This window comes from Microcoleus sp. N3A4, assembly GCF_036701805.1.
Classification (GTDB): domain Bacteria; phylum Cyanobacteriota; class Cyanobacteriia; order Cyanobacteriales; family Microcoleaceae; genus Microcoleus.
The window spans coordinates 23,572-35,323 of the sequence record NZ_JAUBRJ010000037.1 but is presented as its reverse complement, the minus strand read 5'-3'; the positions used below and the strand labels follow the sequence as shown (position 1 = coordinate 35,323).

The window sequence follows — 11,752 nt, the reverse complement described above, 5'->3', positions numbered from 1 at the left end:
TCTATAATTTGGTTAGGTATTGAGTTGAAATCTAATTTAGCAGACAAAGATTATGGGTGAAGCTAAGCGTCGCAAAGAGTCGATCGGCGACGAATACGGTAAAGAAGAACGCATCCTTCCCTGGCTGCCAATCACGAAAACCCAAAGCGAAGATTTTGTCAAGTGGACAAGTCGCGGAAGCTGGATCGGGATTAGCTTGTTGGTTGGTTGGTGGATTGTAGTGCGATTCGTCGGCCCAGCGGCGGGTTGGTGGGTGGTTGATTGATGGCTGCAAGTGCGATCGGGCATTTGTTTGTGCGATCGTACATTTTGTCGAGTTTCAACTCGGAAAGTAGCGGCCGAATTTTTTGGTAAAATTTAGTTGCCAATTTGGAGTTAGTATGTTATGTTAGTTATCTTCGGGCGATTAGCACAGTGGTAGCGCGCTTCCTTCACACGGAAGATGTCACAGGTTCAAATCCTGTATCGCCCATTCAAAATTTTAACGTGACTCATTTAGGCGATCGCCGGGATAGAGGTAACTCTATGATACAAATAATTCTGAAAGCTGAACAAGAAAAGTTATTAGCAGAAAAAATTAAAATGAGCCTGGAACTTAAGAATAGTTATCAGCCCGATCCGCACAGACAAGCTTTAGCTGAAACTTTTAGCAACTTATGTGAAGAAACCCAGGCTTTACACGCGGATCATCCTTTAACTGATGAAGAAATTGCCCAAGAAATTGCAGCTTATCGGAGAGGAGAATGAGAAAATGACTGAAAATAAAAAGTAATTGGTGTTTAGCTTAAGCTTCAACATATTCGCAAATAGAGACAGGTTCGGGAATAGGAAAAGCATCCTCTTGTAGTCCTTCAATATGAAATGCGATCGCCTCTTTAATTAAATTCCTCACCTCTTCTAAACTTTCAGCCACAGCTACACATCCAGGTAAATCGGGAACATACGCACCGTAGCTAGTTTGACCTTTTTCAATTACAACAGCATAACGCATTAATCTTCCTCCTGTAGTTGAGATTGCCGCAAAACACTTTTAAGCGTACCTATTGGCATATCAATGCCTAAATTACCTGACACAGTTACAGTTCCAGCCTTTTCTGGGTGTTTAAATTGACGGTGACTGCCCCTTGTTCTAGCTAAATACCAATCATCATCTTCTAACATTTTAATAACTTCTCTAACTTTCATTGTTCATCTATCTATAAAACTAATCAACTCCCACACTTTTATTCCGATCATATGATCTAACTTCAGCAACCTCTCCATTGTAACCTGCGCGACTGATAAAAAACCTCATCCTGCTCAATCCGAGGAGAATGTTTAACAATGCCAAAACAGCCGTAGCACGGGCTGCAAGCGGGACGCGATCGCCCAAACCCCCTTTTTTTATACTACATCTATGCTACACTAACATTGTAGCTCGTGCCACCGCAGGAGGTTCCCTCATGGCAAATGCCAATCTTCCCCAAAATTTCAACTTAATCATCCCCGCAGGCACCCAAATTGTTACCAAAATTGAGGTCAAAAATCCTGCAACTAACGAATATTGGAAACCGGGATTAGTAGGTGTCATCGTTCAGTCGCCTACAGACAATTCCCACGCCTATTTAGTCAAACTCCCAGACGCAACACAAGTTAGTCTGCGGCGACACGAATTCAGCATCCGCAAACAATTTCAAAGCGAAGGATTGCAGTCAGGAGGAGATTTTCTTGCAGAATACAACCTCTATGATTCTGTAATTTACCGCTGCATTGTTGGTTCCAGAGCTTACGGTCTTGATAACGAGCAATCCGATACAGACAGGCGCGGGATTTACCAGCCGCCGGCAATACTTCACTGGTCGCTTTACGGCATTCCAGAACAATTGGAAAACAAGGAAAATCAAGAATGCTATTGGGAACTGCAAAAATTTCTGGTTTTGGCACTAAAAGCTAATCCAAATGTGCTAGAATGTTTGTACACGCCTTTGATAGAAACGGTTTCTCCTGTAGCACAAGAATTGCTGGAAATTCGGGAAATCTTTCTTTCTCAATTGGTTTATCAAACTTACAATAGCTACGTTTTGTCTCAATTTAAAAAAATGGAGCAAGACCTCCGCAATACCGGGGAAATTCGCTGGAAGCACGCGATGCACTTGATTCGGTTGCTGCTGTCAGGAATTACGGTACTTAAAGAGGGTTTTGTCCCGGTGCGGGTGCAGGATTATCGATCGCAATTGCTATCAATCCGCAACCAGGAAATCTCCTGGGATGAGGTTAATTGCTGGCGGTTGAGCTTGCACTCAGAGTTCGATCGCGCTTTTGCTGCAACTTCCTTACCGGAACGTCCTAATTACGAGAAAGCTAATCTGTTTTTGATTAAATCTCGTAGAGGTGCGATCGAAATCGGATCTTGAAATCGCTTCTATACAAAGCCCGCCTGCACGGACTAAAATAAATGACAGAATACATTTCCGATTTAGCCCAAATTATCTCCGTTCGACCTTATCCGCTGCTGTTTGCCACTGTCAGCGGTTCGCATTTATACGGGTTTCCTTCCGCAGATTCTGACTTCGACTTGCGGGGAGTACACATTTTGCCGCTACCGAAAGTAATTGGACTGATTTCTGGAGAAGAAACGATCGAAGTTTCTGAGGTTCGGGAGGGAATGGAAATAGATTTAGTAACTCACGACATCAAGAAATTTTTTGAGTTGCTGTTGAAGCGCAACGGCTACGTGCTAGAACAACTGTATTCGCCGCTCATAGTTTACAGTACAAAGGAACATGAGGAATTAAAGGATCTCGCCTCGAACTGCATTACCAAGCACCACAGCCACCACTATCTCGGTTTTGCTCAAACTCAATGGCGATTGTTTGAGAAAGAAAGCCCGCGTCGGGTTAAGCCGCTGCTGTACGTTTACCGGGTGTTGCTGGCGGGGATTCACTTGATGCAAACGGGGGAAGTTGAGGCGAATTTGGTGAAACTTAACGAGAAATTCCAATTGTCGTATATTCCTGATTTGATCGATCGCAAGCTGGCTGGGGAGGAAAAATCTGTGTTGGAAGATACAGATATTGAATTTTATCAGCAAGAGCGCGATCGGCTAATCAATATATTAGAAGAGGCAAGTTTTACAAGTCATTTGCCGTCAAATCCTAATGCAAAGGTTGCTCTTAGCGATTTTCTGGTAAAGGTGAGGATGTCATCTGTGAACTAAGCTATTTCATGTCTAACTTGCATACTGCGGACGGGCGGGACGCCCATCCCACAATAGCTGGGTAAAATTAGTCGTCTGGTGCAGCCGTGCACCCTACAGATTAGTCGCTACATATTAGTCGCGGACGGGCGAGACGCCCATCCCACAAGAGTTAGGTAAAATTTAATGTCGGATTCTGGAGACTATTTTCTCTAATTTCTCGCATCCGGCTGCAGACAAACCAAAATCTCTAATTTCCGCTTTGAGATTGGAGAAACTGCCGAAGCCCGCGACATAACCGTTGACTCTTGCTGCTACAGTGGAGTTCACAAACTGAGTGCGATCGAATTCTTTCATCAGTTCGGGTTCCTGACGCAAATAATATTTTTGATGGTAATCCTCCGCCCAATAAAACTCGGTCAAAGACTGAATTAATGTATAAATTTTGCCGCCATTAGCTTTTTCGCGATGGAGTTTTAGCTCAACACATTGCCTTTGTGAATCACTGCGATAAAAAACCGCATCCATATACTGTCTAGACCAACTAGGAAATTGCCGGGGATTGTGACTTCTCCAGAAAATATCCAGCAGTTCTGCATAGGAAATCCGCGAGGTATCGAAATCTATTTCGACCGCTTCAATATGATTCCCTATGTTATGATAAGTGGGGTTTGCTGTAGCCCCGCCCGCGTAACCGACGCGAGTTCGCACGACTGCTTGGATAACTCCAAACTGCGCGTCGGGAGACCAAAAACAACCAAGTCCAAAAGTAGCTGTTTCTATTGTTTCTGGTAATTTTGTGTTCATTGGTGGCTGGTTGTGTGAAGGAGATTTTTTTTATTAACCGCAGAGGGCGCAGAGGGCGCAGAGAAAGAGAAGATAGAGAAATGTTGCTTTTGACAAATCACTTAGACTTATTTTTCGTACCTGCGCGGCGTGTAAACCCAAACATCTCCATATTTGCGGGGAATAATCCGAGTTTGACTGGAACCAACAATTACTAAAGTTCTCATGTCTGCATCTTCGGGGCGGAATTCGCCGAGGGTGCAAACGCGCACGGATTGGCCTGGCCTCCCGAGGTTTCGCCCTAGGATGACGGGGGTTTTAGCATCGCGACTTTGCAACAAAATCTCGATCGCCCTTCCCAATTGCCACTTCCGCTGTGTGGATACTGGATTGTAAAATGCGATCGCGAAATCTGCGATCGCAGCGGCCGAAATCCGCTGTTCTATGACCTCCCAGGGCTTGAGAATATCCGAAAGCGAAATCGCGCAAAAATCGTGTCCGAGGGGTGCTCCGATCGCAGCAGCGGCTGCCTGCATGGCTGAAATGCCCGGTGCCACCCGAATATCGATGCCTTGCCATTCGGGTTTGGCATCAAAGTCGATCGCCTCAAACACCGCTGCCGCCATCGCAAAAATACCCGGATCTCCCGACGAAACCACGGCGACAGATTTTCCCGATGCTGCTAAATCTAGGGCAAAACGGGCGCGATCGATCTCTTCGCGGTTGTCGGAATCGTGCCGCTGTTGCCCTTCCCGCAGGGTTCCGGCTAAGTCGAGATAGAACTTGTAACCCACCCAATCCGTGGCTTCGCGCAGGATTTGTTTAACCTCCGGGGACATCCAGGGCGCGCCTCCGGGGCCCGTACCGACGATCGCCAGTTTGCCGCGGCTAACTCCGATCGCGCTAGCATCTAGGGGTTCGGCAGCCAGGGCGATCGCGCAATTGAGCGCTAAAGTGCGATCGCATTCGATTAAGTGACTGTTTGCACCGGCTGCTGTCAGGGCAATTTGTGCGGCCTGATTTTCGATGAATTCAATTGAGTCTAATTCGACAAGTTCGGATAGATTTAAAAAGCGGACGGGGACTTGAAAATATTGTGAAACTGCTTCAAGTGCCGGATTTCCCATCTCATCTTTTAAGGCAAAAATTCCCGCAACGGAAGCTGGCGCTAAACCTGCATTTTCCAATAATTTCTGGACTAATGAAACCGCTATTTCCGGCTCAATATTCGATAGCTTTGTGAGTGCAACTGCCACAATTTGCGGATGGTAAACCAAACAATCTGGCGCAGGCAAAACTGCTTTTTCGGTGACGCGGATCGTCAATTTTGCATCGGGGGCGATCCTCTCCGAGGGCTGCGCTAACGGCAAATTGCTCTCGGAAAGCCAGCTAGCTTTGCCTTCTAGGCGTACTTTTGCCCCGGCGAGCAAATTTGAAATAAAAGTTTTCGCGTCCTCTGGATTCGCCAAAGAATAGCCCTGGGGAGGACTCAGCAGCGCGGTGCGAAACCGGATATCTCCCGTTGTGGTAATCGCAGGCTGTACGCCGAGGGCTGCTGCAATCTCTCTGGCCAAATCATTAACGCCGTGCAAACCGCCCAGCAGCGGTACGACGGCGCTTCCGTCTTCTGCGACGGCTAAAACTGCCGGTTCGGCGCGTTTGTCTGACAGCATTGGGGCGAGGGTGCGGATGATTATTCCGGCGGCGCAGATGGCGATGATTGGGGTTTCTGTTGCAAATAATTCCCGCAATGTTTCGCCGAAGTTGCTAAAGTTGATGTCTGTGTGGGAAGTGCGATCGATTAAACCGTAAATCTGGGAACCGGGGAAATGTGCGGAGATTTTTTTGGCGATCGGCAGGCTATTGTGACCTAAGATAACTATTGCGGGAGGTATTCGATTCACTGTTGTAAATATTGCTCTGTTTGGATTGGTTTGATTATTTTAATTGGTTCTTACTTTAATAAGACATATTTGATAAACTGCGAAGGCGCGAAGTAAGAGAAAGCAGAAGATTATCTTTTTTGTTCTGTCTGTCAGTGGCACAGGCATCTTGCCTGTGCATCTCTGTAATTAGTCTATCATTAAAAGAAGCAAATATTTCGAGGTTGGGCTGTGAAACGCATTGTCTTAATTGCAGGGTTTGAATCTTTCAATGCTGAGTTGTACCGGAAAGCTGCCGAGTTGGCTGTGGCTGGCTGTCAGGGATTGGAAGTGCGGGTTTTTAGCGATCGCGCCCTCGCAGACGAACCCGACGCTGTAGCAGCCGCCCTCTCGAATGCTGATGTGTTTTTCGGGAGTTTGCTGTTTGATTACGATGCGGTAATGTGGCTGCGGGAAAGGGTGCAACATATCCCGATTCGCCTGGTTTTTGAGTCGGCTTTGGAATTGATGAGTCTTACTCAAATCGGCGCTTTTAAAATTGGCGACAAGCCGAAGGGAATGCCGAAACCGGTTAAGTTTATTCTGGATAAGTTCAGCAACGGGCGAGAAGAAGATAAACTCGCTGGTTACATCAGTTTTTTGAAGGTTGGGCCGAAGTTATTGAAATACGTGCCAGTGCAAAAAGTGCAAGATTTACGCAACTGGCTGATTATTTACGGTTACTGGAATGCGGGCGGTGCGGATAATGTTGTCTCGATGTTTTGGATTATTGCCGAAAAGTATTTGGGGCTGAAGGTTGCAGAAATTCCGCCGCCTGTGGAAACTCCCAATATGGGTTTATTGCATCCCGATTATCATGGTTATTTTGAATCGCCCCGGCAATATTTGGATTGGTATCTCGGTAATCAAACCAGTAGGGTGCGTCGCAAAGAAGAATCTGCAAATCAGCTTGAAAATCTCTCCGCGACGCACCATACAACAGACAGTAGGGTGCGTCGCGATCGACAATCTGCGAATCAACCCGAAAATCTCTCCGCGACGCACCATACAACAGAATCTGTGGTGGGCATCTTGCTTTACCGCAAGCACGTTATCACGAAACAGCCTTATATTCATCAATTAATTCGCTATTTTGAAGATGCGGGAATTGTGCCTTTGCCGATTTTTATCAATGGTGTTGAAGGCCATGTGGCGGTGCGGGATTGGATGACTACTGCTGATGAAACTGCGCGGCGAAAACAAGGCAATATTGAAACTCTTTCTCTTTCTCAAGATGCTGTGGAAGTTGATGCGATTGTTTCTACTATTGGCTTTCCGCTAGTTGGCGGGCCCGCTGGTTCGATGGAGGGTGGAAGGCAGGTGGAAGTTGCTAAGCGCATTTTAACTGCTAAAAATGTACCTTATTTTGTGTCCGCACCTCTGCTGATTCAGGATATCCATTCTTGGACTCGTCAGGGGATTGGAGGTTTGCAAAGTGTGGTATTGTATGCTTTGCCTGAGTTGGATGGCGCGATCGATCCTGTTCCCCTGGGCGGTTTGGTGGGTGAGGATATTTATCTGGTGCCCGATCGCGCGAAACGCCTCACAAGTAGAATTAACAATTGGGTAAAATTGCGCCAAACTCCGCCATCTGAAAGGAAAATTGCGATTATTCTCTACGGGTTTCCTCCCGGTTACGGGGCGGCTGGTACGGCTGCTTTATTAAATGTACCGAAATCGCTGCTAAATTTCCTGCACAAACTTCAAGCAGCAGGTTATACAGTTGGAGAAATTCCGGCTGACGGTGAGGAGTTAATTCGCAGGGTGAAAGAGGCGGATGAAGCTACTTGTGACGGGCAAGATGCCCGTACCACACAAGAGACTGTTAATGTCAAAAATTTAGAAAAATGGCTGGGCTATCTGTTAACAAGTCGTATCGAAAAACAGTGGCATTCTCTAACGGGTACTGGAATTAAGACAGATGGCGACGAGTTCCAAATCGGCGGCATTCAACTGGGGAATGTTTGGATAGGTTTGCAGCCGCCGCTGGGGATTTCGGGCGATCCGATGCGCTTAATGTTCGATCGCGATTTGACACCTCACCCTCAATACGCTGCTTTTTACAAGTGGCTGCAAAATGATTATCAAGCTGATGCTGTGGTTCACTTCGGAATGCACGGCACTGTGGAATGGTTGCCGGGATCTCCTCTGGGAAATACTGGCTATTCTTGGTCGGATATTCTGTTGGGAAGTTTGCCCAATCTTTATATCTATGCCGCCAACAATCCGTCGGAATCGATGTTAGCAAAACGGCGCGGTTACGGTGTTTTGATTTCTCACAACGTGCCGCCTTACGGCCGCGCGGGCTTGTACAAGGAATTGATGGCTTTGCGGGATTTGATTGCGGAATATCGGGAAGATACGGCTAAGAATTATGTGCTGAAAGAGGCTATTTGCCAGAAGATTTTAGATAGCGGTTTGGAGGCAGATTGTCCGTTTGAGAATGCTCGAAAATTGGGGATTGCTTTTAGTTTTGAGAATGTGGGAATGTTCAGTGCTGATGCTTTTAACCGCTATTTGGTGAAGCTTTACGAGTATTTGCAGGTGGTGGAATCTCGCTTGTTTTCTTCTGGTTTGCACGTTCTCGGGGAACCGCCTAATTCTGAGGAAATGACCTCTTATCTTGAGGCTTATTTTGGGGAGAGGTTATCACAGGAACAGGTGCGTGAACTGGTTTTTGAAGAAAATGAACCACAGAGGCGCAGAGGGCGCAGAGAGGAAGAGCAAGAGGGGTTTGGTGGGGTTTTTGAGGAGGGCTTGTTAGTTAGGGATTTGTTGTTGCAAACGACGGATGAGTTGACTAATCTTTTGCGGGGTTTGAATGGGGAATATATTCTGCCTGCACCGGGTGGGGATTTGTTGCGGGATGGGGCTGGCGTGTTGCCAACTGGCAGGAATATTCATGCTTTAGACCCTTATCGGATGCCTTCTCCGGCGGCTTTTGAAAGGGGGCGGGAAATTGCTCGGAAAATTCTTGACAAGCACGTTGCTGAACAGGGGAATTATCCTGAGACTGTGGCGGTGATGCTGTGGGGTTTGGATGCTATTAAGACTCGCGGGGAGTCGATCGGCATTTTGCTGGAATTGGTGGGGGCTGAACCTCTTAAGGAGGGAACTGGACGCATTGTTCGCTATGAGTTAAAACCGTTAGCTGATGTCGGCCATCCCCGGATTGATGTGTTGGGAAATCTTTCGGGGATTTTCCGAGATAGCTTTGTGAATATTATTGAATTGTTGGATGATTTGTTTGCGCGCGCGGCGGATGCTGATGAACCGGAATCGGAGAATTTTATTCGCAAACACGCTTTAATTTTGCAGGCTAAAGGTGTGCAGAATTATGCGGCAAGGTTGTTTTCTAATCCGGCTGGGGATTTTGGTTCTCTGGTTAACGATAGAGTTGTGGATGGTAGTTGGGAATCGGGGGATGAGTTGGGGAAAACTTGGGAAAGCCGCAATGTTTTTAGTTACGGGAGAAAGGATAAGGGGGAGGCGAGGCCGGAGGTTTTGACTCAGTTGTTGCAAGGGTGCGATCGCATAATTCAAGAAATTGATTCTGTGGAATACGGTTTGACTGATATTCAAGAGTATTATGCCAATACTGGCGGTTTGAAGAAAGCCGCAGAAAAGCAGCGCGGCAAAAAAGTCAATACCAGTTTTGTCGAAAGTTTTTCTAAGGATACAACTCCTCGCAATTTAGAAGATTTGCTGCGCTTGGAATATCGAACTAAGTTGCTAAATCCTAAGTGGGCTAACGCGATGGTCAATCAAGGTTCGGGCGGCGCTTATGAAATTTCGCAGCGGATGACGGCGTTAATTGGTTGGGGCGGAACGGCTGATTTTACTGATAGTTGGGTTTACGATCAGGCGGCGGATACTTATGTTTTGGATGAGGAAATGGCGCGGAAGTTGCGGGAGGCAAATCCTGAAGCTTTTCGCAATATTGTGGGACGAATGTTGGAGGCTAACGGGCGGGGTTTTTGGCAGCCGGATGCGGATAAGTTGCAGCAGTTGCGCGAGTTGTACGAGTTAACTGATGAGAAGATTGAAGGGGTGACAGTGTAGTTTTTTTAGTCTAAATATGTAGGGCTGGCTAGAAGCCCAACCCCAGAATAGTTTCAAAATTTCTCATGTGCAATTTAGAGGCGCGGCTATATACAGCATATTCGGTGGTTCGTGAAGTACACTTTTCAGCTATATTGTGTGGTACGTGTTATGTAGGGTGCGTCGCTGCGGAGCAGGTTCAATGGAACTTGCTCCTTGACAGGTAGCGACGCACCTTACTTACTACAAGATTGTGTGTACCGCATATACATGGAATATGCTATAGCCTTTCTCAAAAAGATGAGGTATGACTGACAGCTTACATAACCACCCAGACTTATTGGGCCGGGGCCCAACTACGTACCTCATCTTTCTGAGAACCGCTATATATGTTTGCCTTGATCTCTGATTTGTCATGGGTACTTCTATTCTTTTATTCGTCTTTCCCAAAACATATCCACAAACATCACTGAACAAGCAGATGACATCGATCGATCGTATACACCACCAGTTTTCCAGATTCTATCTCTTCTCTGTTTTCGGCCAGAATTTTCTCTATTTTTATCTTCTTTGTTTCTACCAATTCATCGTTTTTTAATGTTGCTGATACATTTAATGTTTTTAAATTTTCAGAACAAGGTACGCCCTCAATCCACATCATTACGGACATTGCTCGCTTCATTTCTCGCTAAAGGAGGGGTTGCTATCGATAAAATCACTTAATTATTTTAAAGATTGGTGCTCAGACATCTTGTTTTTTTCACTGATAAGCTATCGCGCATTTAAATTGCATATTCTCTGCGGGCGGGACACCCCACTCATTGTTTGATTGTTTTTTGACAGACAATTTAAATGCCGCAACAGCTTAGTATAGGATAATTGCCCGAACTAATTATAGTTTCAAGCAAAAGCTCGATCGAATTCAACCGCAGCACGAATTCCGCTGAAAAATAATTTTCCGTTCCTCACAGCATTCAACCCGAAGCCTTGACAGCGGCTCTGTATGCAGTAAGATACACGTTGGTCAACTGATTCGCTAGTGGGTAGAGCTCAGAGGCAATCTTGCAGCGAATTGACACAACAGACAACGCACCCTTGCAAATCCATTCAACTTTGAGGAATGAAAAAAAACGTGCAAGACTCTACAAGCCCGCTGGCGGCAAAACGCTTAATTCGTCCCAAATCGATGCTGCTGGTGGCAGTTTCGATCGGCATTGGTTTACTTGGTATGGGATGGCGGCAGGAGTTAGTCCGGGCTCAGCAAACCTTACCAAGCAAAGTCGCTACGGGCAATTTGTGGCAAGAAGCTTCTTTTCCCGTCGAAAATTTTGAAGCCTACAGTTCCGCCTTCGGCCCTCGCGGCGGGGATTTTCATTACGGTTTGGACTTGGCAGCCCCCGAAGGCAGCTATATCCGCAATTGGTGGGGCGGGCAAATTGTGGAAGTTTGGGAAGACGGCAGGTGCGGCACTGGTATGGTGGTGCGATCGGGAAATTGGGAACACATCTACTGTCACCTCAGAGGTCGGGTGGAAACAGCTAACGGCGGACGTTACTATATCGATCGCCAAGGCGGCCTGCAAATTTGGCAGGGTCAAACTGTGCCGGCCGGTGCGAGAATTGCCAGAGTTGGGATGACCGGTCGCACGACTGGCCCTCATTTGCACTGGGGATTGAAGTACGACGGCCGCTGGGTAGACCCGGCTTTGGTACTCCGGGAAATGTACTCCCAGCAGTCTTAATTAGTCAGTTGTCAGTTGTCAGTTGTCAGTTGTCAGTTGTCAGTTGTCAGTTGTCAGTTGTCAGTTGTCAGTTGTCAGTTGTCAGTT

11 protein-coding genes and 1 tRNA gene are annotated in these 11,752 nt (G+C 46.6%); 7 read left to right on the top strand and 5 right to left on the bottom strand.

Features of this window, described 5'->3' with window-relative positions; genetic code table 11:
* The first annotated feature begins 52 nt into the window (after window positions 1–52).
* The 3 genes from QUA56_RS20905 (at window position 53) to QUA56_RS20895 (ending at window position 747) form a co-directional block, all read left to right on the top strand.
* Window positions 53–265, top strand: a complete 213-nt coding sequence (locus QUA56_RS20905; protein WP_333361062.1) for a DUF2839 domain-containing protein — start codon at window positions 53–55, stop codon at window positions 263–265.
* Between the two features lie 135 nt (window positions 266–400).
* A tRNA-Val gene (locus tag QUA56_RS20900) sits at window positions 401–472 on the top strand.
* A 53-nt stretch (window positions 473–525) separates the two neighbouring features.
* Window positions 526–747, top strand: coding sequence for a hypothetical protein (locus QUA56_RS20895; protein ID WP_333361060.1), 222 nt, complete (start codon window positions 526–528; stop codon window positions 745–747).
* Window positions 748–784: 37 nt separating this feature from the next.
* Here QUA56_RS20895 and QUA56_RS20890 read toward each other — a convergent pair whose 3' ends face one another.
* Together QUA56_RS20890 and QUA56_RS20885 are read right to left on the bottom strand one after the other, a co-directional pair.
* The gene (locus tag QUA56_RS20890) at window positions 785–991 is read right to left on the bottom strand and encodes a type II toxin-antitoxin system HicB family antitoxin (protein ID WP_293185095.1); all 207 of its coding nucleotides are present in this window, start codon (window positions 989–991) and stop codon (window positions 785–787) included.
* Window positions 991–1,185 carry a type II toxin-antitoxin system HicA family toxin gene (locus QUA56_RS20885; protein WP_333361057.1) on the bottom strand — a complete coding sequence of 65 codons (195 nt, stop codon included), beginning with the start codon at window positions 1,183–1,185 and terminating at the stop codon, window positions 991–993. The genes QUA56_RS20890 and QUA56_RS20885 overlap by 1 nt, the downstream gene beginning before the upstream one ends.
* 257 nt (window positions 1,186–1,442) lie before the next feature.
* On the opposite strand from QUA56_RS20885, the gene QUA56_RS20880 reads away from it, so the two are divergent.
* Both QUA56_RS20880 and QUA56_RS20875 read left to right on the top strand, forming a co-directional pair.
* Window positions 1,443–2,393: a DNA polymerase beta superfamily protein gene (locus QUA56_RS20880; RefSeq protein WP_333361055.1), complete on the top strand. Its 951-nt coding sequence runs from the start codon at window positions 1,443–1,445 to the stop codon at window positions 2,391–2,393.
* A gap of 41 nt (window positions 2,394–2,434) precedes the next feature.
* Complete coding sequence (locus tag QUA56_RS20875; RefSeq protein WP_333361053.1) at window positions 2,435–3,196, top strand: nucleotidyltransferase domain-containing protein; 762 nt, start codon at window positions 2,435–2,437, stop codon at window positions 3,194–3,196.
* 162 nt (window positions 3,197–3,358) lie between these two features.
* Here the strand turns inward: QUA56_RS20875 and msrA are convergent, their stop codons facing one another.
* Complete coding sequence (gene msrA, locus QUA56_RS20870) at window positions 3,359–3,982, bottom strand: peptide-methionine (S)-S-oxide reductase MsrA (protein WP_333361051.1); 624 nt, start codon at window positions 3,980–3,982, stop codon at window positions 3,359–3,361.
* A gap of 107 nt (window positions 3,983–4,089) precedes the next feature.
* Window positions 4,090–5,865, bottom strand: coding sequence for a precorrin-3B C(17)-methyltransferase (gene cobJ, locus QUA56_RS20865; RefSeq protein WP_333361049.1), 1,776 nt, complete (start codon window positions 5,863–5,865; stop codon window positions 4,090–4,092).
* A 210-nt stretch (window positions 5,866–6,075) separates the two neighbouring features.
* Between cobJ and bchH the strand changes: the two genes are divergently transcribed.
* Window positions 6,076–9,945 carry a magnesium chelatase subunit H gene (gene bchH, locus QUA56_RS20860; RefSeq protein WP_333361046.1) on the top strand — a complete coding sequence of 1,290 codons (3,870 nt, stop codon included), beginning with the start codon at window positions 6,076–6,078 and terminating at the stop codon, window positions 9,943–9,945.
* A 445-nt stretch (window positions 9,946–10,390) separates the two neighbouring features.
* Here bchH and QUA56_RS20855 read toward each other — a convergent pair whose 3' ends face one another.
* On the bottom strand, window positions 10,391–10,585 hold the full coding sequence (locus tag QUA56_RS20855) for a hypothetical protein (RefSeq protein WP_333361045.1): 195 nt from the start codon (window positions 10,583–10,585) through the stop codon (window positions 10,391–10,393).
* A gap of 459 nt (window positions 10,586–11,044) precedes the next feature.
* Between QUA56_RS20855 and QUA56_RS20850 the strand changes: the two genes are divergently transcribed.
* Entirely contained in the window at window positions 11,045–11,665 is a 621-nt protein-coding gene (locus tag QUA56_RS20850) for a M23 family metallopeptidase (RefSeq protein ID WP_333361043.1), read from the top strand.
* Window positions 11,666–11,752 lie beyond the last annotated feature (87 nt).

Bases quoted from the DNA above. Each gene is read 5' to 3' on its own strand.
- QUA56_RS20905 (WP_333361062.1), top strand. From the start codon at position 53: ATGGGTGAAGCTAAGCGTCGCAAAGAGTCGATCGGCGACGAATACGGT.
- QUA56_RS20895 (WP_333361060.1), top strand. From the start codon at position 526: ATGATACAAATAATTCTGAAAGCTGAACAAGAAAAGTTATTAGCAGAA.
- QUA56_RS20890 (WP_293185095.1), bottom strand. From the start codon at position 991: ATGCGTTATGCTGTTGTAATTGAAAAAGGTCAAACTAGCTACGGTGCG.
- QUA56_RS20885 (WP_333361057.1), bottom strand. From the start codon at position 1,185: ATGAAAGTTAGAGAAGTTATTAAAATGTTAGAAGATGATGATTGGTAT.
- QUA56_RS20880 (WP_333361055.1), top strand. From the start codon at position 1,443: ATGGCAAATGCCAATCTTCCCCAAAATTTCAACTTAATCATCCCCGCA.
- QUA56_RS20875 (WP_333361053.1), top strand. From the start codon at position 2,435: ATGACAGAATACATTTCCGATTTAGCCCAAATTATCTCCGTTCGACCT.
- msrA (WP_333361051.1), bottom strand. From the start codon at position 3,982: ATGAACACAAAATTACCAGAAACAATAGAAACAGCTACTTTTGGACTT.
- QUA56_RS20855 (WP_333361045.1), bottom strand. From the start codon at position 10,585: ATGATGTGGATTGAGGGCGTACCTTGTTCTGAAAATTTAAAAACATTA.
- QUA56_RS20850 (WP_333361043.1), top strand. From the start codon at position 11,045: ATGAAAAAAAACGTGCAAGACTCTACAAGCCCGCTGGCGGCAAAACGC.